General features: G+C 34.6%; 22 protein-coding genes. 6 read left to right on the top strand and 16 right to left on the bottom strand.

Translation table 11 applies throughout. The features are described from left to right. Positions 1 to 85: 85 nt before the first annotated feature. Complete coding sequence (locus tag MTP08_RS13710) at positions 86 to 1615, bottom strand: helicase HerA-like domain-containing protein (protein WP_243576418.1); 1530 nt, start codon at positions 1613 to 1615, stop codon at positions 86 to 88. A 409-nt stretch (positions 1616 to 2024) separates the two neighbouring features. Here MTP08_RS13710 and MTP08_RS13705 point away from each other — a divergent pair, with 409 nt between their 5' ends. Then, on the top strand, positions 2025 to 3434 hold the full coding sequence (locus MTP08_RS13705; protein ID WP_243576417.1) for an MBL fold metallo-hydrolase: 1410 nt from the start codon (positions 2025 to 2027) through the stop codon (positions 3432 to 3434). Positions 3435 to 3445: 11 nt separating this feature from the next. Continuing rightward, on the top strand, positions 3446 to 3754 hold the full coding sequence (locus MTP08_RS13700) for a thioredoxin family protein (protein ID WP_243576416.1): 309 nt from the start codon (positions 3446 to 3448) through the stop codon (positions 3752 to 3754). A gap of 76 nt (positions 3755 to 3830) precedes the next feature. Here the strand turns inward: MTP08_RS13700 and MTP08_RS13695 are convergent, their stop codons facing one another. From MTP08_RS13695 to MTP08_RS13665, 6 genes are all read right to left on the bottom strand, one after another. After that, positions 3831 to 4796, bottom strand: coding sequence for an ROK family protein (locus MTP08_RS13695; protein WP_243576415.1), 966 nt, complete (start codon positions 4794 to 4796; stop codon positions 3831 to 3833). Between the two features lie 80 nt (positions 4797 to 4876). Next, the gene (locus tag MTP08_RS13690) at positions 4877 to 6103 is read right to left on the bottom strand and encodes a PepSY-associated TM helix domain-containing protein (protein WP_243576414.1); all 1227 of its coding nucleotides are present in this window, start codon (positions 6101 to 6103) and stop codon (positions 4877 to 4879) included. Positions 6104 to 6225: 122 nt separating this feature from the next. Next, a complete protein-coding gene (locus MTP08_RS13685) occupies positions 6226 to 8361 on the bottom strand; it encodes a TonB-dependent siderophore receptor (protein ID WP_317233003.1) in 2136 nt (711 codons plus the stop codon). A gap of 145 nt (positions 8362 to 8506) precedes the next feature. Then, complete coding sequence (gene secA / locus MTP08_RS13675; protein ID WP_243576413.1) at positions 8507 to 11581, bottom strand: preprotein translocase subunit SecA; 3075 nt, start codon at positions 11579 to 11581, stop codon at positions 8507 to 8509. A 123-nt stretch (positions 11582 to 11704) separates the two neighbouring features. Then, complete coding sequence (locus MTP08_RS13670; protein WP_027382805.1) at positions 11705 to 11926, bottom strand: DUF2795 domain-containing protein; 222 nt, start codon at positions 11924 to 11926, stop codon at positions 11705 to 11707. A gap of 141 nt (positions 11927 to 12067) precedes the next feature. Beyond that, positions 12068 to 13090 (bottom strand): GDP-mannose 4,6-dehydratase, encoded by a 1023-nt coding sequence (locus MTP08_RS13665; protein WP_243576412.1) that lies wholly within the window; start codon positions 13088 to 13090, stop codon positions 12068 to 12070. A gap of 137 nt (positions 13091 to 13227) precedes the next feature. On the opposite strand from MTP08_RS13665, the gene MTP08_RS13660 reads away from it, so the two are divergent. Next, positions 13228 to 14019, top strand: a complete 792-nt coding sequence (locus tag MTP08_RS13660; RefSeq protein WP_209391175.1) for a DUF2797 domain-containing protein — start codon at positions 13228 to 13230, stop codon at positions 14017 to 14019. Positions 14020 to 14048: 29 nt separating this feature from the next. Continuing rightward, complete coding sequence (locus tag MTP08_RS13655) at positions 14049 to 16658, top strand: AsmA family protein (RefSeq protein ID WP_243576411.1); 2610 nt, start codon at positions 14049 to 14051, stop codon at positions 16656 to 16658. 77 nt (positions 16659 to 16735) lie between these two features. Here MTP08_RS13655 and MTP08_RS13650 read toward each other — a convergent pair whose 3' ends face one another. Beyond that, on the bottom strand, positions 16736 to 17080 hold the full coding sequence (locus tag MTP08_RS13650; protein ID WP_243576410.1) for a hypothetical protein: 345 nt from the start codon (positions 17078 to 17080) through the stop codon (positions 16736 to 16738). A gap of 183 nt (positions 17081 to 17263) precedes the next feature. Between MTP08_RS13650 and MTP08_RS13645 the strand changes: the two genes are divergently transcribed. After that, positions 17264 to 17455 (top strand): hypothetical protein, encoded by a 192-nt coding sequence (locus tag MTP08_RS13645; RefSeq protein ID WP_209390929.1) that lies wholly within the window; start codon positions 17264 to 17266, stop codon positions 17453 to 17455. Positions 17456 to 17593: 138 nt separating this feature from the next. Next, complete coding sequence (locus MTP08_RS13640; RefSeq protein ID WP_243576409.1) at positions 17594 to 18637, top strand: PA0069 family radical SAM protein; 1044 nt, start codon at positions 17594 to 17596, stop codon at positions 18635 to 18637. Positions 18638 to 18732: 95 nt separating this feature from the next. Here MTP08_RS13640 and fabF read toward each other — a convergent pair whose 3' ends face one another. The 8 genes from fabF to MTP08_RS13600 form a co-directional block, all read right to left on the bottom strand. After that, complete coding sequence (gene fabF / locus MTP08_RS13635) at positions 18733 to 19974, bottom strand: beta-ketoacyl-ACP synthase II (protein ID WP_243576408.1); 1242 nt, start codon at positions 19972 to 19974, stop codon at positions 18733 to 18735. Beyond that, positions 19975 to 20400 carry a PaaI family thioesterase gene (locus tag MTP08_RS13630; RefSeq protein WP_243576407.1) on the bottom strand — a complete coding sequence of 142 codons (426 nt, stop codon included), beginning with the start codon at positions 20398 to 20400 and terminating at the stop codon, positions 19975 to 19977. It abuts the gene before it with no gap. Positions 20401 to 20402: 2 nt separating this feature from the next. Beyond that, positions 20403 to 21005: a TetR/AcrR family transcriptional regulator gene (locus tag MTP08_RS13625; RefSeq protein WP_243576406.1), complete on the bottom strand. Its 603-nt coding sequence runs from the start codon at positions 21003 to 21005 to the stop codon at positions 20403 to 20405. Positions 21006 to 21126: 121 nt separating this feature from the next. Continuing rightward, positions 21127 to 21543, bottom strand: a complete 417-nt coding sequence (locus tag MTP08_RS13620) for an OsmC family protein (RefSeq protein WP_209390934.1) — start codon at positions 21541 to 21543, stop codon at positions 21127 to 21129. A 158-nt stretch (positions 21544 to 21701) separates the two neighbouring features. Next, positions 21702 to 24392, bottom strand: a complete 2691-nt coding sequence (locus MTP08_RS13615) for a TonB-dependent receptor domain-containing protein (protein WP_243576405.1) — start codon at positions 24390 to 24392, stop codon at positions 21702 to 21704. A gap of 98 nt (positions 24393 to 24490) precedes the next feature. After that, positions 24491 to 24853, bottom strand: a complete 363-nt coding sequence (locus tag MTP08_RS13610; RefSeq protein ID WP_243576404.1) for a hypothetical protein — start codon at positions 24851 to 24853, stop codon at positions 24491 to 24493. Positions 24854 to 24877: 24 nt separating this feature from the next. Further along, positions 24878 to 25516: a hypothetical protein gene (locus tag MTP08_RS13605; RefSeq protein ID WP_243576403.1), complete on the bottom strand. Its 639-nt coding sequence runs from the start codon at positions 25514 to 25516 to the stop codon at positions 24878 to 24880. Positions 25517 to 25594: 78 nt separating this feature from the next. Beyond that, complete coding sequence (locus MTP08_RS13600; protein ID WP_243576402.1) at positions 25595 to 26281, bottom strand: response regulator transcription factor; 687 nt, start codon at positions 26279 to 26281, stop codon at positions 25595 to 25597. Between the last annotated feature and the right edge of the window lie 17 nt (positions 26282 to 26298).

Here is a 26298-nt window from a genome sequence, read left to right as displayed (position 1 = left end):
CAATACAACAATCAAAAACCAAACCTTTTAACCGACAGTTTTTTTAACGCAATCTGCTAAAATAATAAAATTCCCCGTAAACTGATTATCTTCTTTTTCTTCCTCCTAAACCAAGCATTCCCAAAATAGCTTTCGCACCTTCTCGCATTAATGTATTTGCAAATGTTCTTCCCGCGCTGCTTTTCATGACTTGTTCAAACATTCCGGGCTCTTCTTTTACGGGTTTTGTTTTTTGAGAAGATACAGAATTTTCTACTGCCTGTTCCATTCTTTTGGCTAAAATTTCGTAAGCAGATTCGCGGTCTACAGAGTTTTCATATTTAGCAACCAAAGCCGATTTTGAAGTTAAGTCTGAAATTTCAGAATCGCTCAAAACATCCATTCTCGATTCAGGAGAAATTAAGTAAGTCTGAACAAGTGGCGTAGGAATTCCCTTTTCGTCTAAAGCAGTCACAAAAGCTTCTCCAATTCCCAGATTCTGAATTAATTCTGAAGCATTGTAAAATTCGGTTGTAGGATAATTTTCTACCGCTTTCGAAATTTCTTTTTTGTCTTTAGCGGTAAATCCTCTTAATGCATGCTGAATTTTTAGTCCCAACTGCGAAAGTACATTCTCCGGAACATCCCCCGGAATTTGAGTAATAAAATAAATTCCCACTCCTTTGGAACGAATGAGTTTTACCATGGTTTCAATTTGAGAAACCAGCGCTTTAGAAGATTCATCAAAAATTAAATGTGCCTCGTCGATAAACAAAACGAGTTTTGGTCTTCCACTGTCGCCTTCTTCAGGAAAAGTCATGTAAATTTCAGCAAAAAGTGAAAGCATAAAAGTAGAGAACAGTTGTGGCTTATTTTGAATGTCTGCAACTCTTAAAATATTTACCACGCCTTTTCCATCGCGGGTTTCCAGCAAATCGTGTACATCGAAACTGGGTTCTCCAAAGAAATCTGAAGCTCCCTGCTGTTCTAAAGCAACAATAGATCTTAGAATTGCTCCTAAAGAAGCAGGAGCAATAGAGCCATAATTTGCTGCTAATTCGGATTTTCCCTGAGGGTTATCGCTTACATATTGAAGAACTTTCTTTAAATCATTCAGATCAATTAACGGAAGTCCTTTATCATCACAATATTTAAAAACGATAGACATAATGCTTTGCTGTGTATCGTTTAATTCCAAAATTTTAGATAACAAAATGGGACCGAATTCTGTTACTGTCGCCCGTAATTTTACACCTTTTTCACCCGAAATGCTCATCAGTTCCACAGGAAAAGCCTGCGGATTGTAAGGAAGCTGAGTTTTGGCATAGCGTTCCTCGATAATTGGATTCATTTTTCCGGCTTCTGCAATTCCAGAAAAATCTCCTTTAATGTCTAAAACTAAGGAAGGAATTCCCGCGTGAGAAAGCTGTTCAGCAAATACCTGAAGTGTTTTTGTTTTTCCGGTTCCGGTGGCTCCGGCAATTAAGCCGTGTCTGTTAATGGTTTTTAGGGGAATGGTAACGTTCACTTCGATAACAACTTCACCGTCTAACATTCCTTTTCCTAATATAATGTGATCTCCACTCGGAGTGTATCTTTTACTGAGCTCTTCAATAAATTTTGTTTTGTCTGCCATTTGAATTTTTATTTTTTAAAGATAATTTTTTGAGAATATTAAAACAAGCTGTTGTATATCACATCCGGAAAGTAGATTTTTTTGAAAAAATAAACCTAATTTAGCATTTATTACAGAATTTTGTCATTAATTTCATTAAAAATTATACAATGAAGTTGGGGATTTATTTTTAGACAAAAATAGGAGAATAAGTTATATTTCCAAAAAAGAAAAAAGGAAACAATTTTTACTTTATACGGATTCAGAAAGGGTATTAATATCAGCAAAATAAAGCCTTTTTACATAAAATAAATTGAGAAAATTTTTTCAAAATAGACCAGGTCTATGAAAAGCTATTGTGAAACGATAATGCTTTTTATAAAAATAAAGTCGATTTTTGCATATTGAAGAACATAAACGCATTATTAAAATGAAGATTGAACAAATATATACAGGCTGTCTTGCTCAAGGTGCATATTATATTGTATCTGAAAATGAAGCGGCAATTATAGATCCGCTGAGAGAAGTAAAACCTTATCTTGACCGTCTGGAAAAAGATAAAGTAACCTTAAAATATATTTTTGAAACACATTTTCATGCAGATTTTGTTTCAGGACACTTAGATTTAAGCAAGAAAACGGGTGCACCGATTGTTTACGGACCAACCGCTGAACCTCAGTTTGAGGCAATTATAGCAGAAGATAATCAAATTTTTGAAGTTGGAAAAATAAAGATTAAGATTCTTCACACTCCAGGACATACCATGGAAAGTACAACCTATCTTCTTATTGACGAAAATGGCGTTGAAACAGCTATTTTTACCGGAGATACTTTGTTTTTAGGAGATGTAGGAAGACCAGATTTAGCCCAAAAAGCGGGAAGTGTAACTCAGGAAGATCTTGCAGGGATTTTATACGACAGTTTGCAGAATAAAATAATGCCTTTGGATGACAGTATTACTGTTTATCCTGCGCATGGTGCGGGTTCGGCTTGCGGAAAAAACATGCAGAAAGAAACGGTGGATATTTTGGGAAATCAGAAAAGAACAAATTATGCTCTAAATCAGCCAGATAAAGAATCTTTTGTGAGAGAAGTTTTAGAGGGTCTTACCGCACCGCCCAAATATTTCGGGATGAATGTTGCCATGAATAAAGGAGGTTATGAAAGTCTTGATGAAGTAATGAATAAAGGTTTAAATCCTATTTCAGCTGAAGATTTTGAAGGTTTTGCCGAAGAAACAGGTTCGTTGATTTTAGACACAAGAAGTCCGGGAGATTTTTACAAAGAATTTATTCCAAATTCAATTAATGTAGGTTTAAAAGGAGATTTTGCACCGTGGGTAGGTGCTTTGGTGGTAGATGTGAAGCAGCCTATATTGCTTGTATCTGATGAAGGAACGGAAGAAGAAGTTATTACAAGATTGAGTAGAGTAGGGTTTGATAATGTCTTGGGTTATTTGAAGGGTGGATTTATTGCGTGGAAAAATGCAGACAAAGAAACTGACCAAGTTAATAGAATTTCATCTTCTGAATTTGCTGAAGTATTTAACAGCCAAGCTAAAGTAATTGATGTAAGAAAAATTTCTGAATATTCTGCGGAGCATATCGAAAATGCCTATAACAGACCTTTAGATATGATTAGTGATTGGGTTTCGGGGATAGATAATTCTGAGCATTTCTTTCTTCACTGTGCAGGTGGATACAGAAGTATGATTGCAGCAAGTATCCTAAACTCTCACGGAATCAGAAATTTTACTGAAATTGATGGAGGTTTTAATGGAATTAAAAAAACAGAAAAACTACCATTAACTAATTTTGTATGTCAGTCTAAAACACTTTAAAATCATTGTGAATGTCACAAAAATTTCTGGAAGTTATTAATTCTGAACGTCCTGTTCTTATCGATTTTTTTGCAACTTGGTGTCAACCGTGTAAGGTTCAGTCGTCGGTTCTGAATAAAGTAAAGGAAAATATTGGTGAATCTGCCAGAATTATGATGCTGGATGTAGATCAATATCCGGAAATTGCGGCACAAGTTGGTGTAAGGAGAGTTCCTACTCTGGCAGTTTTTAAAAATGGTGAACTTCTGTACAAGCAAAGCGGAGTACATGATGTGAATACCTTAACAGATCTTTTGAAACAGTTATCTGAAAATATATAAAATATTCTCATTCAATATACCAAAAAAGCATCCTTCATTGGATGCTTTTGTTATTTATGATGATTAGCTCTTCATTTTATTTTTCCCATACCAGAGCACTGGCTCCAAGAATGGCTGCGTCTGCTTCATCAAGCTCACTGAAAACTAATTTTACTTTATTTCTGAAAATAGGCAGTAAGTTTCTTTCCATGTGAAGTTTAGCAGGTTTTAAGATGAAATCTCCGGCTTTGATGACTCCACCAAACAAAAGAATGGCTTCAGGTGAAGAAAACATTACAAAATTTGCCAATGCTTCACCTAATTTCTGTCCGGTATATCTAAAGACCTCAATAGCGACTGGATCTCCTTTTACGGCACATTCGTGTACTGTTTTAGAGTTTATTTCTTCTTCCGGATACTGATTGAGCATGGAGTCTGGAAATTCTGCTCTCATTTTTTTAGCGGTGATTGCAATTCCGGTAGCGGATGCATAAGACTCTAAACTTCCTTCAGAACCGGTACTCCAATGTTTTCTCCCGCCTGGTTTTACGATAGTGTGACCTAATTCTCCGGCAAAACCATCGTTTCCGTAGATTAAATGACCTCCAGAAACAATTCCGCTTCCAACTCCGGTTCCCAAAGTAATCATGATAAAATCTTTCATTCCTCTTGCTGCACCATACATCATTTCACCTAAAGCTGCGGCATTAGCATCATTGGTCATTTTACATGGGCTGTTAAATTTAGCGGACATGAGGTCTGCGAAATTAATGATTCCTTTCCAAGGCAAATTGGGAGCAAGCTCTATGGTTCCTTTATAATAATTGGCATTAGGAGCACCTACACCAATTCCTTCAACACCATTTTTGCAATGATTTTCAATCATAGGTTGAATTTCCTTATAAAGAGCATCTACAAATTCTTCCGGAGTAGCATAGCGATCTGTGGGTATAGATCCTTTTATTAAGATTTCACCTCTGTGGTTAACCAAACCAAATTTAGTATTGGTTCCACCGATGTCGATACCTAATGCAACCTGTTTAGACAAATCTACTAATGACATTTCTTGCTTTATAATTTTAGAAGCAATAAATTTATAAAAAAGATTGAATTAATCATTTATTAATGAGAAAAAATAATTGTTTAATTATGATTTGTCGACACTGTTTTTTTTGCTTTTTTACGTCTTCCCCACCAAATTAGAAATCCTGTTACTGGAAGTGATGCACACATTAAGCTTACTATAAAAGCTATTATTTTAGTAGGAAGACCCAAAATAGAACCTACATGTACATCGTAATTGGCGGCGATAGCTTTTTCTCCCAAATTCTTATCTTCATGATTATGGGTGTGGAGAAGCTCTCCTGAATTTTCATCAAAAATTAAACTGCTGTTTTTATGATAAGAATACGATAAATGTTTTACAAAAACCGAAAAGTTTGTATGTTCATGATCGTCCATGTGCTCGTGTCCCAAATCTATTGAGTAGCCATACGATTGAGGATATTTTTTCTCTACGGTTGCCATTACTTTGTCGAGCGTGGTTTCGTTACGCATTTCGATGGGTGCTTTTGTAGTAATGTGCGAGAAATCCGGATATACTGTATTTCCTCCTGAGAATATAACATAAATCATTGCCTGTACAGCAAAAAACGCATAAAAAAGACCGGTAATCGCAAAAACTAAACCAAATACGGAAGCGTAAAATCCGAAAATATTGTGTAGATCATAATTTTTTCTTTTCCAGCTTTTAACATTTTTCCAATGGAATGAAAATCTCTGTTTTCGGGCGGCTTTGTTCTTGGGCCACCACAATATAATTCCGGAAATAAGCATAATTATAAAGATAATTACAGGAATTCCCACAACGTATTTTCCCCAATCCTGCTTAAGCAAGAAACTCCAATGGATGCTTTTTATGATTTGAAAAAAACCGTTTTTCTCATCAATAACCTCTAAAACTTTTCCAGTATAAGGATTTACGTATGCCGATTGGTAAATAGGGAATTCATCAAAATAATTCCATGTCCCATGAGTGTCGTGTTCGTACCAGTAAAACTGATAAGACATTTTTTTATCGATAGGAACATTTACCCAATGTATTTTAAATTTTTCGGGAACTTGCTCTTCAACGGCTTTTTCTAATACCCGAATAGGAAGCGTCTTTTTTTGGGCTATGTTTTTTTCGTTATGATAAATTACTTCTTTGCGGGTAAAGTTTTCTATTTCATCTTTGAAAACATACAGAGCTCCTGTTATCGAAATAATAAAAATAAGAATGCCAATAGATAGACCGAACCACAGATGCAGTTTTCCTGTCCATTTTTTAAATCTACCGGGCTTCTTTTTTGGATGATGTTTTTTCTTCATGAATTCTAGAGTTATACAAAGATAGGTTTTCTATTTTTATTTAGATTAATTCAAATTAGATTAATTGAAACTGCCAAACTACTTGCGCAGTTTGGCAGCTGATTGATTGTTTTTTCTCTGTATTAGAATTTATAATTCAGACTTAAAGATAACGTTCTTAATCTCTGAGGCGTTACAGTAGACCAACCGGAGAAATATTTTTTATTAGCAATATTGTCTAATTTTAAAATAATGCTGTATCTGTCTTCTGTATATGAAAGAGAAGAATTCATAATAATGTAGCTAGGAAGCGGAAATGCTCCGATTTCACCTCTGTTGAGTGTGTAAAATCTGCTTGCAGAATTCCCTCCGAAACCGATCCCGAAATTCTTTAAAGAGCCTTCCTGTATTTTGTATGTTCCCCAAAAATTAATCAAATTCTTCGGTCCTGCATCTTCTGTTCTGTGACCTGGATAACCTTCATCACCTTTTACAACATTACTGTCGTTATAGCTATAACCTGCAATAATATTCATTCCAGGAATTGGACTTCCTAAAACACTTACTTCAAACCCTTTACTGTCAACTTCTCCTCCTTGATTTATATTGACACCATTACCCATCACTTTGTTTTTAACATTGATGCTGTAATAACTTGCAGTAATAGAGAATTTATCACCAGCTAAGTTTGCTTTTGTCCCAACTTCCCATTGATTAGCATGTTCTGGATCAAAATAACGGAGTTCACTGCTTAATACATTTCCAAGATTGTCTGTAATTTGTACTGTAGAAGGATCTACATTTCGGAATCCGTTCATATAATTACCAAAAACAGAAACTTTATCCGGAATTGGTTGATAAACTAATCCTAATTTTGGAGACAAGGTGGTTTGTTCTTTAGAATCATCAGTAGCATATGCACTTGCTCTACCTGTAAAATGATCTACTCTTAAGCTTAACATTGCAGATAAATTTGGCAAAATGTTTACCACGTCAGAAACATAAGCACTGTATATTTTTGCTTGAGCGTGGCCGATTTTTTGCCCAGCTCCTTCTAAAGCTGCAGAAACAGAAGATTTTGTTAGTACACCTGCATTAGTATCAGTTTGATCAACAATATTTACTGTTCCATAGCCAATCCATCCTGTTCCTCCTTGAATAAAATCTCTTTGGAAATAATCTAAACCAACTAATAATTTATTTTTAACACTTCCGAAATTTAAATTACCAACAAAGTTTTGCTGAATTCCTGTGGTGTTGGTTTCTCCACCTACATCAGCAATGAATCTTGTAAAGTCTTTTCCATTAGACTGATCCCATAAATATTGATAATAACCTTCTGTTTTTGTAATGCTTCGTGAAACAATTGTTTTAGAAGTCCAGTTTTCTGAAATTTTATAATTTGCTGTTGCCTGAAGATTGAAAGTAGTATTATTAATCGTTAAATCATCATTGGTGTATGAATTTTTATAGTTGTCTTTGAAAACACCGATAGAATAATAAGTAAGAGGATTATATCTATTCAAGAAAAGCATTGGTGCATTTGCTGACTCACTTTTTTTAATTTCAGTATTTACATAGAATGTAAGTCTGTCATTTGCAATAAATTTAATTGAAGGTGCAACATAAAAAGATTCGCTAAATCCAGCATCTTGAAAAGTATTTTGTTTTTGATAAGCAGCGTTTACTCTTGCAAATAAGTTTTTGCTTAAAGGAGCGTTTACATCAGCTGAAACTCTATTAAGTCCGTAACTTCCGTTAACGTAATTTACCTCACCTCCAAAATATTGATAAGGTTTTTTAGTAATTACATTGATTAATCCACCATAAGAAATTACGCTTCCACCATAAAGTGTTCCTGATGGACCTTTAATTGCTTCGATGGTTTCAACTCCGGCAAGATCTAAAGTTCCATTGGTAAGAGAGGGCATTCCATTCGTCAAACTTGGTTGTAAAGAGAATCCTCTCATTGTGTAATATTCACCTCCATCATTTCCTCTTCCTGTAGACTCCCATAGTCTTGTAATACCGGTCACATTTTTTAATGCATCATTAAAGTTAGTTACAACCTGTTCTTTGATAACATTTTTATTAACGATATTGTAAACTTGCGGATTTTCAATTTCTTTCAAAGGCATCTTGTTTACAGACTCTCTATCGCGAGTAATATAGCCTTGTACAACAACTTCGTCAATTTTATTTGTCTTAACTGAATCGTTTTCCTGAGCGAAAGTAAATACAGTTGCCAATAACGAAGCAGATATCAAAAGTTTATTCATGAATGATTATTTTCCTGCAAAGGTATTGTTTTTACTTATTCTAAATAAATAATTAGTTTGACATTTGTCATATTTCTAATCCTAAAGTTTTTAGCAAGAAAAAACCCGCTTCGTGAAAAGCGGGTAAAAATTTATATTCTACTTCTTAAGCAGGAATTTCTCCTCTGTATAAGAAAGAAATGATTTCTTTATTCATTTTATCGACCATTTCTGTAAAGAGATGGAAAGACTCCTGTTTGTAGATTACCAAAGGATCTTTCTGCTCGTAAACAGCACCTTGAGAAGATCTTCTCAAGTCGTCCATTTCTCTTAAATGAAGTTTCCAGTTCTCATCAATAATCGATAGCGTGATATTTTTTTCAAAATCATTAATTAAGCTGTCGCACTGAGTTTCGTAAGCTTCTTTAAGGTCTGTAACAATAGTTAATGTTTTAATACCATCTGTAAAAGGCACCTGAATCATTTTAAACATTGATCCCTGTGTCTGGAATACATTTTCAATGATAGGGAAAGATTTTTCTTTCAGCAAATTCAGTTTCATGCTGTAATCATCTTCTGCTGCTTTGAAAAGGATATTTGTTAACTCCTGTATGGTTTTGTTCTTGAAATCATTTTCAGATACCGGAGATTCCATCGTAAAGTTTTTAATGACTTCAAATTCAAAATCTTTATAGTTTCCAGATGCTTTTCCTTTAGTTACGATAGAATTGGCTACATCGAAAATCATGTTTGCAATATCGTATTTCAAATGATCTCCAAAAAGAGCATTCTTTCTTCTTTTGTAGATTACATCACGCTGTTTGTTCATTACGTCATCATACTCCAAAAGTCTTTTTCTTGTTCCGAAGTTGTTTTCCTCTACTTTTTTCTGAGCTCTTTCGATAGATTTTGAGATCATAGAATGCTGAATAACTTCACCTTCTTTATGTCCCATTCTGTCCATCATTTTAGCAATTCTTTCAGAACCGAATAAACGCATTAAATTATCTTCCAAAGAAACATAGAACTGAGAACTTCCCGGATCTCCCTGACGTCCCGCTCTACCTCTCAACTGTCTGTCTACACGTCTGGAATCGTGTCTTTCTGTACCAATAATTGCCAAACCTCCGGCTTCTTTTACTTCTTTAGAAAGCTTAATATCGGTACCACGACCTGCCATGTTTGTTGCAATCGTTACCACTCCCGGCTGTCCTGCTCCCGCTACAATTTCTGCTTCTTTCTTATGAAGTTTTGCATTCAGAACCTGGTGCGGAATTTTTCTTAACTGAAGTGCTTTTGAAAGCAACTGAGAAATTTCAACAGAAGTAGTACCTACTAAAACAGGTCTTTTTGCAGCTGTTAAATTTTCAATTTCTTCAATTACAGCATTGTATTTTTCTCTATTGGTTTTAAATACCAAATCTTGTCTGTCGTGTCTAAGAATCTGTCTGTTAGTTGGGATCACCACAACATCCAATTTGTAAATCTGCCACAATTCTCCAGCTTCCGTTTCTGCAGTACCCGTCATCCCCGCAAGTTTGTTGTACATACGGAAATAATTCTGAAGGGTAACTGTTGCAAAAGTTTGAGTTGCTGCTTCAATTTTTACACTTTCTTTAGCCTCAATAGCTTGGTGAAGACCGTCGGAATAACGTCTTCCTTCCATAATACGACCCGTCTGCTCATCTACAATTTTTACTTCCCCGTCAATAACAACATATTCGTCGTCTTTTTCGAATAAAGTATATGCTTTAAGCAATTGGCTCATGGTATGTACACGCTCAGATTTTTCTGCAAATTCTGAGAATAATTTTTCTTTTGCCTCGAATTCTTCTTCTTTAGATAAATTTTTGGCTTCAACTTCTGCAATTTCTGTCCCAATATCAGGAAGTACGAAGAAGTTAGGGTCAGAATTTCCTTGAGACATGTATTCAACCCCTTTATCGGTTAAGTCAACCTGATTGTTCTTTTCTTCAATTACAAAGTAAAGATCTTTATCTACGATTGGCATATCGCGGTTGTTATCCTGCATATACTGAGCTTCAACTTTCTGAAGCAAAGCACGGTTTCCGCTTTCGGATAAAAATTTAATGAGCTGTCTGTTTTTAGGAAGACCTCTGTAAGCCTGAAGTAATTTGAAACCACCTTCTTTTGTATTTCCTGAAGCAATTAATTTTTTAGCTTCATTGAAAATAGCAGAAACTGTTTTTTTCTGAACTTCAACAATTCTGTCGATAGAAGGCTTTAGAACATCAAACTCCTGTCTGTCTCCTTGAGGAACAGGCCCGGAAATAATTAATGGTGTTCTCGCATCATCTACCAATACAGAATCTACCTCATCCACAATAGCAAAATTTAATTCTCTCTGAACTAATTCTGTAGGTGAAGTAACCATGTTGTCTCTCAAATAATCGAAACCGAATTCATTATTGGTTCCGTACGTAATATCTGAGTTGTATGCTTTTCTTCTGCCGTCTGAATTGGGTTGGTGGTTGTCGATACAGTCAATAGACATTCCATGAAACTGATATAATGGTCCCATCCAAGCCGAGTCTCTTTTTGCAAGATAGTCGTTCACCGTTACTACGTGAACACCTCTTTCCGGAAGAGCATTTAAGTATATAGGAAGTGTTCCTACCAAAGTTTTACCTTCTCCGGTTGCCATTTCTGCAATTTTTCCGCTGTGAAGAACAATACCTCCGATAAACTGTACATCGTAATGCACCATGTCCCAAACAACAGGTGTTCCTGCGGCATTCCAAGAGTTTTTCCAAATTGCCTGGTCACCCTGAATTTCTATGAAATCTTTTCCTGCAGCAGCCAATTGTCTGTCCCAATCGGTAGCAGTTACACGGATTTCGCCATTTTCTGCCCATCTTCTGGATGTTTCTTTAATTAAAGCGAATGCTTCCGGAAGAACCTGTGCAAGAATTTTCTCTTCAATTTCGTAAGAATCTTTCTTTAGAGCTTCAATTCTGGAGAAAAGAGCTTCTTTTTCGTCTACATTTTTAGAGTTTTTGATCTGCTCTTTAATCTGTTCTATCTGTGCCGATATGCTGCTTGTTGCCTCTTTAATTTTAGATTTGAACTCTGCAGTTTTTTCTCTTAAACCATCATCAGATAATTGCTGAATGTTGGGTTCAACGGCTTTGATTTTTGTTACAACTTTTTTTACTTCCTTTAGGTCCTGCGCTTTTTTGTCTCCCAAAAACCCTTTAAGAACTTTGTTTAAAAAACTCATAAATTTTTGCTTTATGCTTCAAGCGAAATGCTTTAAGCGTTTTAATAACACTTATCGTGTAAATGATAATATCTAGAATCGGCAAAAAGCTTCAGGCGAGATGCCTAAAGCCTTTATGCTTTATTAATATTCGTCTTCGTTCCAAAGATAATCCTCGTCTGTAGGATAGTCGCTCCAAATTTCGTCTATTGCATCGTAGATTTCACCTTCATCTTCAATTGCCTGAAGGTTTTCTACCACTTCCATAGGTGCACCAGTTCTGATCGCATAGTCGATAAGTTCTGCTTTTGTCATCGGCCAAGGTGCGTCGCTTAAATAAGAAGCTAATTCTAATGTCCAGTACATAATTTTATTTTTTTTGCAAAAGTATAAAAATAGGTTATATTATAAACTTTTTTATCGGTTGATTTTCAATTCTTTTAATAAAAATTTAATTGCCAAAATCTCTTAGTTTGTTGTGTAAGAGGATTTTCCTGCATAATGAGATCATTTTCTCAAAAACCATTCCACAAATTTTTTCATGCCATTTTGGAAGTTGGTGTCAGGTTTATAGCCAATAAGTCGCTTTGCTTTTGCAATATCGGCATTGGTTCTTAGCACATCTCCGGGTTGTAATGGCAGATTTTTTTTGATGGCAGATTTTTGTAAGTTCTTTTCTATCTCAGAAAGCATTTCAGAAAGGGTAACAACTTCACTTTCTCCAAGGTTGATGATTTCATAAACATTCGAGTTTTGTTGCAGATATTCTACAGATTTCAGGATTCCATCAATAATATCATCAATATAAGTGTAGTCTCTGGCGGTGCTTCCGTCTCCGTAAAAAGGAATTTCTTTATTTTCGGAAATTAATTTTGTAAATTTATGTATGGCTAAATCTGGTCTTTGTCTTGGGCCATATACCGTGAAAAATCTGAGCTGAATAATATCTATCTGATATAAATCGTGATAAACGTGTCCCAAAATTTCCACGCATTTTTTGGTTGCTGCATAAGGTGATATGGGATTATCCACATTGTCGGTTTCAGAGAAAGGAATCTTCTCGTTGTTGCCATAAACACTTGAAGAAGATGCACATACAAATTTTTTAACTCCGAATTCCTGACAAAGTTCCCAAATATTCATGGTGCCACGAATATTTACCTCTTCATATTCTAAAGGTCTTTCGATGGATGGGCGAACTCCCGCTAATGCTGCAAGATGTATAACCATATCGATCTTATTTTCTCTGAAAATTTCAGCAAGTTTATTCTTATCGCGGATGTCCTGAAAAAATAATTGATAATGATCTGATTTTAAATCATTTGATAACTTGATAATGTCTTTTCTCTTTTCAGAAAATTCAAACTGAATATTTTTACCTAAAGAATCTATTGTATTTTGAATTTTTATTTTATAATCGTAAAAATCATCAAAATTGTCAATATTAATGACAGAATGTCCTTTTTTTAATAAATTTTCGACGAGATGGGAACCAATAAAACCGCTCCCTCCGGTAATGAGATATGTCATTTGCGTGTTTTAGTTAAGCAAAAATAGGAATTTTAAGAGTTTTTCAGATTAATATTTTTTTAGAAAATGATAAAACAGGCTTTATTTCTTAAATTTAATATACTGCTTTTTGTACTTTTACTTTCAAATAAAATATCATGCAGTTTCAAGGGCAAATTTTAAAAATGACGAGTTTCAATGCTCAGCCAATTCAATATTATCTTAATCTTTCTAATGATTTAATTCACATGAATGAATTGTTTGGGCGAGAACTATCTATTAAACATATTGGATATCAGTGTGTAAATTGCGGATTAGATAAACCTATTTACAGAATGGGTTTCTGCAAAAGCTGTTTTTTTGAAAGTCCTTATGCAAGCGATACCATCATTCGCCCAGAACTGTCTACAGCCCATTTGGGAATTGCGGAACGGGATTTGGATATTGAAAAACAAATTCAGTTACAGCCGCATACTGTGTATTTGGCGTATACAGGAGATGTGAAAGTTGGAGTAACCAGAAATACCCAAATTCCTACAAGGTGGATCGATCAGGGTGCAACTTTTGCTTTGCCTATTGCAAGAACCGAAAACCGTTATGAAGCTGGAATGATAGAAGTTGCACTGAAACAACATGTTGCAGATAAAACAAGTTGGAAAAAAATGCTTCAGGACGATTTTGAAGACGAAATAGATTTAGCAGATTTTCAACAGAAAATAAAAGAGTATTTTCCTGAAGATTTTCAAAAGTTTTATTCGGAAGGAGAAAATCTCTGGAGTTTCGATTATCCTTATGAAAAGCCGGAAAAAATAAATTCTTTTACACTAAGTAAAAATCCTGAATTTACGGGGAAATTAACCGGAATTAAAGGGCAGTATTTAGGTTTTGAAGGTGGAAATTTTATGAATGTAAGAGGTCATGAAGGATTTGTAATTGAACTGAAAATTTAAAATATATAACATTAATACAAGTTATAATCATGAAAAAAAATTGGGTTAAAAAGCTTTTAATAGGCTTTGGAATTTTGCTGGGAATTATCTTACTGGCAAATTTTGGCTTAAATATCTGGCTTAAGACCCAACTTCCCGATTATATTAAAAAAAACACAGATTATAAAGTTTCTTACAAATCTCTTAATGTAGATTTGGGAACGGGTAATATTCTTGCCACCGGAATTACCGTTAACAATAAAAACCCACAGAATACTAATGTAATTGGGCTGCAGGGAACTATTGATACCCTGAAAATAAGCCGTTTCGGTATTTATGATGCGATTTTCAATAAAGTAATCAGTTCATCAGATTTATTACTGGCAAAACCTAATCTTAATATTATTTTGGCAAAGCCTGTAGACCAGAAAACAAGTAAAAAACCAAATCCTGTTAAGTTTGAAAATATCAGAATTAACGATGGAACAATTAATATCTTTCGCTACAACAGACAAAAATATGTTGGAGTTGAGGCATTTAATCTTTATGTTGAAAATCTTCAGCTTACAGAAGAATCTGTAGAAGAAAAACTTCCGGTAGTATTCGACCAATACAGTATTAAAGGGAAAAATTTCTTTTTCCAGCCGGATGATGTATATGCTCTTAAAATAGATAAAATTACCACCACCAATGGACAGATGTCTGTTGAAAATTTTCAGTTGCAGCCACTTATTTCTTTTGAGGAATTTAAGCAGAATTATCCTGAGAAATCTAAAATGTTTCAGTTCAGTATTCCAAAAATGAATTTTACGGATATTGCTTTGGAGAAGAATAAAATTTCTTTGGCGAATGCCCATATAATAAATCCTTTTATAAAAGCTTACGATACTGGCATTTCAGTTAAAAAAGCAGTGAAGAAAAAATCTTTTGATATTGATTTTAAAGATGTGAAAGTAGATCATGCTAAAGTTCAGATGGTAAAAAGCAATGAAAAAGATTTGCTTTTTGCTCAGGATCTTAATATTAATATCAATCAGCTTCAAATGAACAAAGAAAGTTCAGAGGAACTAATTCCTGTATTGTACAAAGATTTTAAAATTTATGGGAAGAATATCTACTACAACGATAAGCAGGATTTATTTGCCGAAAGTTTTAGTTTAACACCCAAAACTGGTGAGATAAAAAATATTATTGCTAAGCCTGTGCAGTCTTCCAATGCTTTGCTGGATTTTAAAACCAACTTGCTTCAATTCAACATAGCTAAATTTGGGTTTGATGAAAAAAAGCTTAATCTCGACATCAGCAATGTTTTGGTAGACGGAATAAACGGTAAGATTACGTCGCTAAAATCTGCTCCGAAAAAGAAAGGTTCATCGCAAGGAATCAATTATCCGATTACGGTAAGAAAAATAAATGTTAAAAATTCTAATATAACTTACGATGCGAATAATCAGCCTTTGAGTTTACGTAACCTCAATGCACAGGTAGAAAATCTTGAACTGATTGAAAATTCAGCCAAAAACGGAATGGCAGCAAAAATAAAAAGCTACAAAATTGTTGCGGACGATTTTCAGTATAAAACCCGTTTTTACCAAATGAAAATGGCAAATCTGAATGCTACCCAAAATGCAGTACAGATAACACAATTTTCTATGCTTCCGTTGGTGTCAAGAGCTCAGTTCATCAGAATGATTCCTGTAGAGCAGGATTTGTACAATATTAAAGTTAACCAGATTACAGCACAGGGTAATTGGGATTTGTTTGGAGAAAATAAATCTGTTAATGCTTCTAATGTAATTATTCAGTCTGCCAATGCCAATATTTTCCGAAGTAAAATTCCTGCAGATGATCCGAAAATAAAACCTCTGTATTCTAAATTACTGAGATCAATTAAAATTCCGATGTATATTAATCAGCTTCAACTGAAAAATTCTATTCTGGAATATGAAGAAGATACTCCAAAAAGCAATGGACCTGGGAAATTAACATTCAGCAATTTCAATATGAATGTTAAAAACCTGAATTCTGCAAAAATGAAAGGGAAACCTACCAATGTAGACATTAAAATCGATTGTAATTTTATGAAAACTACTCCTTTGGATGTTAACTGGAGCTTTAATACTGCAGATGTAAACGATAATTTTGCCATTTCAGGAAAACTAAGCAATATTCCTGCAGTGGCATTAAATTCATTTATTGTTCCATATTTAAGTGTTTCTGCAACGGGATCTATACAGCAAATGCTGTTTAACTTCAAAGGGAATCCTAAAGGAATTGGCGGGACATTCAATTTGAAGCATAAAGACCTGAAAATTTCAGTTTTAGACAAAAAAAGCCGGGAGAAAAAGAATTTACTTAGTGCGGTTGCCAATCTTTTCATCAAATCAGATTCAGGGAAATTTCCAGAATCGGTTGTTGTAGAAGGTGTGGAAAGAGATCCTACAAAATCTTTCTTCAATATGTTCTGGAAAGGTATCGAAAGTGGGCTTAAACAAACATTAGTGGGAATAAATGTAGATAAAACAAAGAAGAAAGTTGAAAAAGCAGAGAAAAAAATTGAATCTGTGAAAAAATCTATTAAAGATGCCAAAAAAGATATTTCCACACTCACTTCCTCATCTTCAACTCAACATAAAAGGAAAAATAAGGACAAAAAATAATAAACTTTCAAAAAAATATATAAAACAATCCCGATTCTCAACAGAATCGGGATTGTTTTTTCGAGAATAAAAACGGATTAAAATTCGTCACTATCCTGAATGGGAATATCTCTAAGAAAAGCGTCAAATTCTTCACCGGGATAATTACTGTCGGCTCCATAAGAATCTATGATGATTCCTACATTTTTTTCATTATCCTGAATAATATATAAAACTGCATTATCATCCGGGTTGCTGTCGCCTTCAAAACGGTAACTTTTTACAATCGTTAATTCGTCTGGTTGATAATTTTTTTCAGAGTTTTCGTATTTCATCTCACATTGCTCATTCATTCTGAATTCTTTATGTATCCCTCTTTTTCTCAGGGTCTCCATTACTTGGCTAAGGGTGGACATTCTGTCTATATTTTCGTGATTTTCCATAATAATATTTTTCTAGAATAGATACAATTATTAAACCATAGAGTTTATAAGGTAATTTTTTTTATGTTAACAAAATTTATCCTGAAACAAATACGAAAAGGTATATTATTTGATATACACATTCAAATCTAAGAAGATGTAGATTTTTTTTAGATTGGCAAAACATTAAATAATATCTTCAATATGAGAAAAGAAGTAGCGGTTTTACTAGCAGGAGGAGTTGGACTTTTGACAGTTTTGAGTTTCCTAAGTGTAAAAAAATTATTATCCAAGAAAAACAAAAAGTATAACGATTACTACTCTGATTATCACAGACATTTTGATGAAAATAATTCTGACGATGATCATGGGATTGAGTTTTTTGCCCTCAAATAATACATTACTAAAATAATAGTAGAATATAATTTTTTTTAAAATCCGGAAACATTTTTGTTCCGGATTTTTTTGTGGAAAACTTCTGTGTTAAAACTAATTGTTTTTGAAAGTACTGAAACTATTTTTACAATCTTGAATATGCAGAACAATAATATCATTAAAGGACAGGGTGCACAGCGAAATGTAATTAATCGTTTCGACAGGTTTACCTTTGAGCCTGAAGATGATGACTTCGAAACCATAAAAACCACTTTTACAGAAATTTTTCCAAAGACCATCGTCAATAAGGTAAAAAGTGAAGATTTACCGATGGAATATTCTATGAATCCTTACCAAGGTTGCGAACATGGTTGTTCTTACTGTTTTGCAAGACCTACGCATGAATATTGGGGTTACAGTGCAGGAATTGATTTCGAAAGAAAAATTATGGTCAAGAAAAATGCACCAGAACTTTTAGAAAAACTTTTCAGAAAAAAAGGACATTCACCCGCACCGATTCTGCTTTCAGGAAATACAGACTGCTATCAACCCGCAGAACGACAGTTTGAAATTACAAGAAAACTTTTACAGGTTTGTTTAGATTACAGACATCCTGTTAATGTGCTTACAAAAAACGCTTTAGTTCTTCGTGATTTGGATATTTTGAAGCCTATGGCAGAGCAAAATTTGGTTTCCGTTTCTTTAAGCATTCCGACCATCAACGAAGAATTACGTCGAAAGATGGAACCCAGAACGAGTTCATCAAAAAATAAGCTGAAAGCAGTAGAAATTTTATCTGATAACGGAATCCCCACTCATGTAATGGTAGCTCCCATCATTCCCGGACTTAACAGCGATGAACCATTAACTATTTTAAAGGCTATTTCTGATGCAGGTGCAAACAGTTTTGGTTATACTTTGGTGCGTTTAAATGATACCGTAGAACCTGTTTTTATAAAATGGATTGAAACGGCTTTTCCTGATAAAGCACAACGAGTTTTAAACCTAATTCGTTCTATGCGCGGCGGAAAATTAGGAGATAAAAGATTGTTTGACCGGCATATTGGAGAAGGAAATATTGCTGAAATGATCCATAATACTTTTAAAATCGGAAAAAAGAAATATTTTGAAGGTAAAGAATTTCCAAAGCTTTCAACAGATGGTTTTACTGGAGCAAAAGAACAGCAGTTAAGGTTGTTTTAAGGAAAATCTTATCACTGGAAATTTACTTTTTATAAGTAATTATTCATAATAATTCCCTCAAATAACGGCGAAGTTTTCTGAGAGAATTATATAAATTAGTTAAACTTCTTAAAGATAAGAGTAGCATTATGCCCTCCAAATCCGAAAGCGTTACTTAAAGCATAATTAATATTTTTTTCTTTAGCTTCACCAAATACAATATTAATATCCCTCGGAATATTTTCGTCAATAGAATGCAGGTTTATTGTTGGAGGTATAATTCCGTTTTCAATTGCTTTAATAGAGATAATTGCTTCTACCGCACCAGCTGCTCCCAATAAATGACCGGTCATAGATTTTGTTGCACTAATATCTAGGGATTTACTCCCCTTGAATAATTTGTTAATTCCATTCAGTTCTACCAAATCTCCCAAAGGAGTAGATGTGGCGTGAGGATTAATGTAATCAATATTTTCTGTATTGATTCCTGCTTCATTCATAGCCAATTGCATTGCTTTAATGGCACCATTTCCGTCCGGATGAGGAGCGGTCATGTGGTAAGCGTCGGCTGTCATTGCTGCACCTGCTAATTCTGCATAAATTTTTGCACCTCTGGCTTTTGCATGTTCATATTCTTCCAAAATTAAAGCTCCAGCTCCTTCTCCCATTACAAATCCATCTCTGTCTTTATCGTAAGGTCTGCTTGCTGTAGCAAAATCATCATTTCTGGAAGACATTGCTTTCATTACAGAAAAACCTCCAACAGATGCAGGTGTAATGGCAGCTTCCGAACCTCCGCTTACAAAAACTTTTGCTTTTCCAAGACGGATGTAATTAAACGCATCCATTAAAGCTGTATTTCCGGTAGCACAAGCAGAATTGGTAGCATAATTAATTCCCTGAAGTCCAAATTTCATAGAAATCATTCCTGCAGCCATGTTAGAAATAAATTTCGGCACAAAAAAAGGATTGAAACGTGGGTTTTCGTCTCCTTTGGCAAATTCCATAACTTCATTTTCGAATGTCCACATTCCGCCCTGTCCGGTTCCCCAAATCACTCCTATGTCGAAAGGATCCATGCGTTCAATTTCCAATCCGGAATCTTGTAAAGCTTCGGAAGCGGCATACAGTGCATATTGTGTGAAAAGGTCGCTTCTTTTAATTTCGGTATGGTTCAGATGAAGTTTCGAATCGAAATTTTTAACCTCACAGGCAAATTTTACTTTAAACTTTTCGGTATCGAAATGAGTAATCGCATTAGCACCACTTACTCCGTTTATACAGTTCTTCCAGAATTCTTCTATGCTGTTTCCCAAAGGGGTAACCGCACCAAGACCTGTAATGACAACTCTTTTCATTTAATTATTAATTTTGAATAAATTGGAAGTTCCTCGTGCAATAAGTCTCGTTTTGTCTGAGTTCCATATTTCGCATTCGGCATTCACAAACTGTTTTCCTCTTTTAATTATTTTTGTTTCGGCAATGATAGTTTCGTTTTCTTTCGCAGTTGAAAAATAATCTATGCTGTTATTTATGGTTACAATAAAATTATTTTCGTTGAGGGAAAACATGGTTGCCCCAATAATATCGTCAAAAATTGCTGCGGTTACTCCACCATGAAGATTACCCATTGGATTAAGCCATTCTTGTCTTACAGTATACTGAAATTCCAGATGACCTTCTTCTGCCGAAATTACTGTTGGATTGAGCCATCTCATAAAAGGTGAAGGAGAGCCTGAAAACTCTTTTCCGATAAATGTTTTTAGTATTTCTAGTTTATCCATAGTTATTTTATGAATTTAATTTCTTTTTCAATAATATACGATATTCTGTCTAAAGCGAGATATAGAAAGTTTTTATCATCCATAGTTTTTGCCAAAAGAATTCCGCCTTCTATAATCATAATGATCTGAGATGCATATTCTTCCGCGTTAATTTCCGGTTTGAATTCATTAGATATCTGTCCGTCTTTAATAACTTCCGATATCATTTCAATCCATTCCGTAAACGAAATCTGAACTAGATTTTTAAGTTCCGGAAAAGTATCATCGCATTCTACGGCAGCATTTAGCAACGGGCAACCTCCATTCTGAAAAACCTGTCTCCAGTTTTCTCTATAAAAAGATAAAAAAACGAGAAGTTTTTCGGTTACTGTTAAGAATTCTTTATTTAAAGATTCTGCTAACCTTTTTTTTAATGATAGTGCATTATAATGATAAACATCTAAAGCAACCTGTTCTTTGTTTTCAAAATTTCCGTAAATGCTTCCTTTGCTTAAGCCTGTCTCAGCGATAATATCAGAAAGAGATGTAGAAGCATACCCTTGTGTGTTGAATAAGGTAGCTGTTTTCTCTATGATATACTGTTTCGTTTTTTCGGCTTTAGACATTTCGAAGATTATAGAACAAATATACAAAAATATACCAATCGGTATATTTTATTAGAAAAATAAATCTGAACTCATACAAATTCAGATTTAATTGTTTGATGAGATGCTGAATTTTAAATCATTAAACCAGTTCGGCATTTAATGTAATTTCAAAATTAAAAGCTGCACTTACAGGGCATCCTTCTTCAGCAATTTTGGCATATTTCTGAAAGTCTTCCTGAGAAATTCCAGGAATTTTTGCCGTTAAAGTCAGTTCAGATTTTGTAATTTTTCCAATCTTTGGATCTAAGGTAATCACAGATTTTGTGGTTAATTCTTCGGGAATAAAACCTGCTTCAGAAAGTTCTGCACTCAGTTTCATGGTAAAACATCCTGCGTGAGCTGCTGCAAGTAATTCTTCCGGATTGGTTCCTACACCTTCTTCAAATCTGCTGCTGAAAGAATACTGGGTTTGGTTTAAAGTGGTACTCTGAGTGGTTAAATGTCCTTTACCTTCTTTTACGGTTCCGTTCCAAACGGCGGTTGCGTTACGTTTCATGTATTAATATTTAGGTGAGTTAAATTTGAGATTAAAAATACGAAAAATGCACGATTTCAAACTAATAAATAATTGAAACCATGCATTTTTATAATATAAATTTCCGCATGAAATGATTTTCACAAATTATCTCAGCTCTATTTTGAAAATTTAAAATTTTAAAAAGTTACATCGAACCCAACATAGAAATTGGCTTTCATAATAGGTGCGTAGACCATTCCGCCATCAAAATAATTACCAAATGGATTTCTGAAATCTACAATAGCATTTTTTTGATAATATGATGTTAAATTTTCACCACCTAAGTAAGCTCTTAGTTTTTTGTTGAAATTTCGGGAAATTTGTGCATTTAGAACCGCATAAGATTCTGAACGTTTAGATAATTGAAATTCTGAAGGATTGTTAGATGTATTAGGCAATCTTTGTTTTCCGACCCAATTTAGAGTGGTGTCGAAACTCCAGAAACCTTCTTTTGAATTTTTGTTGGTAGAATACGCCAAATTGATAAATCCACGATGTTTCGCCATGAATGGAACTTCACGTTTTCCGTCAAGATATTGAGCCTGAACATCATAATATTTATACGCCAGTCGTACATCAAAATTCTTTATCGGACTAAAATCCCATTGGGTTTGAAAAGAATTGGCAAAAGATTTTCCGTCCAGATTATAAAAAGTAAGAAGCTGAGGTGATCTGTCGAGATCTACAACCACTTGGTTCTGAAAATCGGTTCTGAAAAAATCTGCAATAATGGTAGATTTTCTGCCGAAAATTTTAAATTCCTGCTGTAAACTTGCCCCAAAATTCCATGCAATTTCCGGTTTTAATCCGTAAATATTTCCACCGTTTTCTAAAATCTGAATACTTCTGTTGGATGCAAAATATTGCTGGTTTTCAGCAAATACATTCGCTGTCCTAAAACCACGTCCTGCGGAAAGTCTTAGAATAGTTTTCGGAGTAAAATCGTATTTAAAATTTAATCTCGGAGTGAACTGAGTACCTGCTAAATTGTGAAAATCTGCTCTTGCTCCTGCAACTAAAGTGTATTTTGAGCCGGTTAAAGTATATTCAGCAAAAATTCCCGGAACGGTTTCTGTTCTTTTAAACTGGTTATTAAGATAGGTTTCGTTGTAACCATCGTATAAGAAACTTGCTCCAGTTTTGTATTTATGGTTGGTATTGCCAATAATACTTTCAAAAATTAAATTAGAATAATACGTATGTTGATTTCCTGAGTAATTTCTAAGTCCGAAAAAACTGTCTTGTTGGTGATAGGTGTACTGGTTCATCCAGCCTAAACTCTGATATGGTTTTCCTTTAAAAACATACCCTGTTTTGTTCCAAACCTGAAATCTGGAAATATCAATTCCTACACCATAAAGGTTTTGTTGAGCCTGAGGTATTTTTTTATCAAATCCTATTTGTCCGGAAGTTCTTTCATCCTTCACAAAATTAATTCCGAAGTGAGAACCAAATCCCGAATGCGTTAAATCATTGAAATTTAACAGATAAGCAGCGTTAATCTGAGTTCCTTTCGGTCTGTCCAGAAACGTGTCTTTATTCATATCTGTATCTCCGAAAGTTCCGTTTCCGTGGAGAAGAAAAGTCTGTGTCCAATGATCGTTGATAGGTTCTACGTGAGTAATGTTCGCTTCAGCTCTGCCATTAAAATCGGCAAAAAGATTTAGAGAAGTTTCAGATTTTTCGGCATGCTTTATTAATTCTGTATTAATCTGCCCCGTAATACTTTCGTAGCCGTTTGTTACGGTACTTCCTCCTTTGGTGAGCTGAATACTTTCAATCCAACGTCCCGGAATGAGGCTCAAGCCATAAGCAGAAGCTATACCTCGGATCTCAGGAAGTAATTCTTTTGTAAGACTGGTGTATTTTTGGTCTAAACCTAACATTTTCAGTTGCTTTGTTCCCGTTACCGCATTACTGAAAGAAACATCTACCGTTGCGTTGGTTTCAAAACTTTCAGATAAATTGCAACATGCTGCTTTCAGAAGTTCTTTAGAATCAATATTAAAAACAAGTCCAGCCTCTTTTTTACCAATAGAAGTTGCTGCTTTTGAACCTATGATATTTACCTGCTCAATATTTTTTTCTGAAGCTGAATGAGAGCTGTGATCTTCTGATCCTATATGATTGCTATGATTTTCCTTCTTTGCAGATTCATCGTAATGAACATTGGGATTGGTATCTCCGAAAGGTATGTTTCTATCATACAGGCAGCAACCGGGTAGTTTTTTATATACTTCTTCCGTAGTTTTATACATTTCATTATCATGTCCCACATCAGCAATTTTCTTTAAAATTTTATCTGCTGAAGTTTTAGAAGGATTGAAATTTAGGATAACGGTCTGTTTTTCTGCGCTCCACTCTGCAGAATCTGCACCAGCATATTTGGCTGCTTTTTCTATTCTGGCTTTACAAGAACTGCAGTTCCCTTTTACAAAAAACTCATTTTCTTTTTTCGTTGAATCTGAATGATTCATTGCTGGAACGGGAGATTCTGAATCTCTTTGGTAATGGCAACAAGCAGGAAGATTTTTATAAACATCATCCGATGCTTTGTAAGAATCGTTGTCGTGCCCTGCTTCTGCTACTTTCTTGAGAATTTCGTCTGCTGAAATTTTTTCAGGGGTTTCGAAACTTAAAGTTTGTGTGTCGATTGAGTATACTGCAGATTTTGCACCTGCTTTTTTCGCGGTAGTTTCTATCCTTTCTTTACACATATTACAGTTTCCTTTAACCATAGACTGGTGTTTGCTAAGGTTTTGTGCAGATAGAGAAAGAGATAAGAAAAATAATGTTCCAAGAAAAATCTTGGTAATATATGATTTCATGAGTTTAAAAATTAGTTGAATTATTTTTTCTCCAACAACCTAACAATGTTATCATTATGATACATTATTAAATTGAAAGCGTAATTTTTCGTGTAATTTTAAACTAATTTAGGCGGTTGCCAAATCTCTTTTAAACGGTTTGTAAAGAAGGGATCAATGTATTGAACCTGAATTTTGCTAATGTTTTGAAATGAAGAAATTTCCGGAAAATTGCTTTTAGGCAGATTGTTTTCCACAAAAGTATGGCATGTCATACAGAAAGAGCAGCAATCATCATTGCAAGACTGGTGTTCTTTTTTAGATTCTTCAGAATGGTGCTCGTTGTTTTTATCACAGCAAGATTTGGTTTCCGATTCTGTTTTACAGCAATTCTCCTGAGAAGCCTGTGCATAAAAATTATCTTTAGGAATTAAGAAAATTACTAAAGTGAAAATAATTATTAAAAAGCGACCCGGTTTCACAAATGCAAAGTTAATAAAAAATGATTAAAGTGGATCTCCTACCTTTTTTGCACAATCGTGCCAAGGTTCCCCATGTGCAGGATTAAGTTTTGGCTTCGGTCCGGTATTAGCTGCGACTGGCTGATTGGCAGTAACAGTTTGCGGAGCCTGAACAGTTGCCGTATTTTTTGACGTCTGAGCTGCTGGAGATGGTTTGCTGTTTAAAGGCTGTCCAACAGGAATATCGCAACGATGTCCCGGCTGTCCGTGAGGTGGATTCATTCCTGGTACTGTTGTTACTGCTTTTCCATTTTGGTCAATAGCAATTTTACCCGGATTTACAGAGTTGGGATCAATTTGTATAGGAGTATTTGGATTAACGGTTATATTTTGGGTAGAAGAATTTATCTGTTGAGGAGCAGCTCCGTTAAGAGGCTGTCCAACAGGAATGTCACATCTGTGTCCAGGTTCTCCGTGTGGAGGATTCATTCCTGGAGCGGTTACCATTGTAGAACCACTGGATTTTTTAATTCCAGCCTGATCCATAAGCGTTGTCTGAGGCTGACTGAAAGCTACATTGGGTTGCTGTATTCCTCCTTCTTCTTTTATGTAGGTCGGCTTTTCGTCTTTTTTACACGAAATAACACTCGAAAATGCCAAAAACGCTAACAGTAAATTTTTCATATCAAATCTCTTCATAAAAACAAAAATAGCAAAACATTTTGAATTGCTTTGCTATTTTGAATGATATGTTGTTTTAAATTAGTTCTTTACCAAAAGTCTAAACCCTTCTCCATGAACATTAATAATTTCTAAACCTTCATCATCTTTCAAAAGTTTACGAAGTTTTGCGATATAAACGTCCATACTTCTTGCCGTAAAATAATTTTCTTTTTTCCAGATTTTTCTCAAAGCGAGGTCTCTTGGCATAAAATCGTTTCTGTGAAGACAAAGCAATTTAAGAAGTTCGTTCTCTTTAGGAGATAATTTATATTCGTTATCGCCTACTCTAAGCTGTCTCAGCATAGAATCGAAGAAAATATTGCTGATCTTAAACTGTTCCTGCTCTTCATTTTCTAACGTTGAGCTTCTTTGTAAAATGGCTTTAATTTTATATAGAAGTAATTCTGTGTCAAAAGGTTTTGTAATGTAATCGTCTGCTCCTAATTGATATCCTTTAAGAATATCTTCTCGCATATTTCTGGCAGTAAGGAAAATGATAGGCGTATTTTTATCGATTTTTTTAACGTCTTCTGCTAAAGAAAATCCGTCTTTTTTAGGCATCATCACATCAAAAATGCAGATGTCGAATTCGTTTTCAGTAAATTCTTTAAGTCCTTGCTCTCCATCTATAGCGAGGGTAACTTCAAAATTATTGATGGTAAGATAATCTTTTAGCACTGCACCAAAACTTTGGTCGTCTTCTACTAATAATATTCTGTTACTCATGATTTTATCTTTTTAAT

It is taken from the genome of Chryseobacterium oryzae (assembly GCF_022811665.1).
Taxonomy (GTDB): domain Bacteria; phylum Bacteroidota; class Bacteroidia; order Flavobacteriales; family Weeksellaceae; genus Chryseobacterium; species Chryseobacterium oryzae.
The sequence above is the reverse complement of the archived record's forward strand: the minus strand, read 5'-3'. Positions and strand labels throughout refer to the sequence as shown.

Coding starts and splice junctions, on each gene's coding strand:
- MTP08_RS13710 (WP_243576418.1), bottom strand. CDS start 1,615: ATGGCAGACAAAACAAAATTTATTGAAGAGCTCAGTAAAAGATACACT.
- MTP08_RS13705 (WP_243576417.1), top strand. CDS start 2,025: ATGAAGATTGAACAAATATATACAGGCTGTCTTGCTCAAGGTGCATAT.
- MTP08_RS13700 (WP_243576416.1), top strand. CDS start 3,446: ATGTCACAAAAATTTCTGGAAGTTATTAATTCTGAACGTCCTGTTCTT.
- MTP08_RS13695 (WP_243576415.1), bottom strand. CDS start 4,796: ATGTCATTAGTAGATTTGTCTAAACAGGTTGCATTAGGTATCGACATC.
- MTP08_RS13690 (WP_243576414.1), bottom strand. CDS start 6,103: ATGAAGAAAAAACATCATCCAAAAAAGAAGCCCGGTAGATTTAAAAAA.
- MTP08_RS13685 (WP_317233003.1), bottom strand. CDS start 8,361: ATGAATAAACTTTTGATATCTGCTTCGTTATTGGCAACTGTATTTACT.
- secA (WP_243576413.1), bottom strand. CDS start 11,581: ATGAGTTTTTTAAACAAAGTTCTTAAAGGGTTTTTGGGAGACAAAAAA.
- MTP08_RS13670 (WP_027382805.1), bottom strand. CDS start 11,926: ATGTACTGGACATTAGAATTAGCTTCTTATTTAAGCGACGCACCTTGG.
- MTP08_RS13665 (WP_243576412.1), bottom strand. CDS start 13,090: ATGACATATCTCATTACCGGAGGGAGCGGTTTTATTGGTTCCCATCTC.
- MTP08_RS13660 (WP_209391175.1), top strand. CDS start 13,228: ATGCAGTTTCAAGGGCAAATTTTAAAAATGACGAGTTTCAATGCTCAG.
- MTP08_RS13655 (WP_243576411.1), top strand. CDS start 14,049: ATGAAAAAAAATTGGGTTAAAAAGCTTTTAATAGGCTTTGGAATTTTG.
- MTP08_RS13650 (WP_243576410.1), bottom strand. CDS start 17,080: ATGGAAAATCACGAAAATATAGACAGAATGTCCACCCTTAGCCAAGTA.
- MTP08_RS13645 (WP_209390929.1), top strand. CDS start 17,264: ATGAGAAAAGAAGTAGCGGTTTTACTAGCAGGAGGAGTTGGACTTTTG.
- MTP08_RS13640 (WP_243576409.1), top strand. CDS start 17,594: ATGCAGAACAATAATATCATTAAAGGACAGGGTGCACAGCGAAATGTA.
- fabF (WP_243576408.1), bottom strand. CDS start 19,974: ATGAAAAGAGTTGTCATTACAGGTCTTGGTGCGGTTACCCCTTTGGGA.
- MTP08_RS13630 (WP_243576407.1), bottom strand. CDS start 20,400: ATGGATAAACTAGAAATACTAAAAACATTTATCGGAAAAGAGTTTTCA.
- MTP08_RS13625 (WP_243576406.1), bottom strand. CDS start 21,005: ATGTCTAAAGCCGAAAAAACGAAACAGTATATCATAGAGAAAACAGCT.
- MTP08_RS13620 (WP_209390934.1), bottom strand. CDS start 21,543: ATGAAACGTAACGCAACCGCCGTTTGGAACGGAACCGTAAAAGAAGGT.
- MTP08_RS13615 (WP_243576405.1), bottom strand. CDS start 24,392: ATGAAATCATATATTACCAAGATTTTTCTTGGAACATTATTTTTCTTA.
- MTP08_RS13605 (WP_243576403.1), bottom strand. CDS start 25,516: ATGAAAAATTTACTGTTAGCGTTTTTGGCATTTTCGAGTGTTATTTCG.
- MTP08_RS13600 (WP_243576402.1), bottom strand. CDS start 26,281: ATGAGTAACAGAATATTATTAGTAGAAGACGACCAAAGTTTTGGTGCA.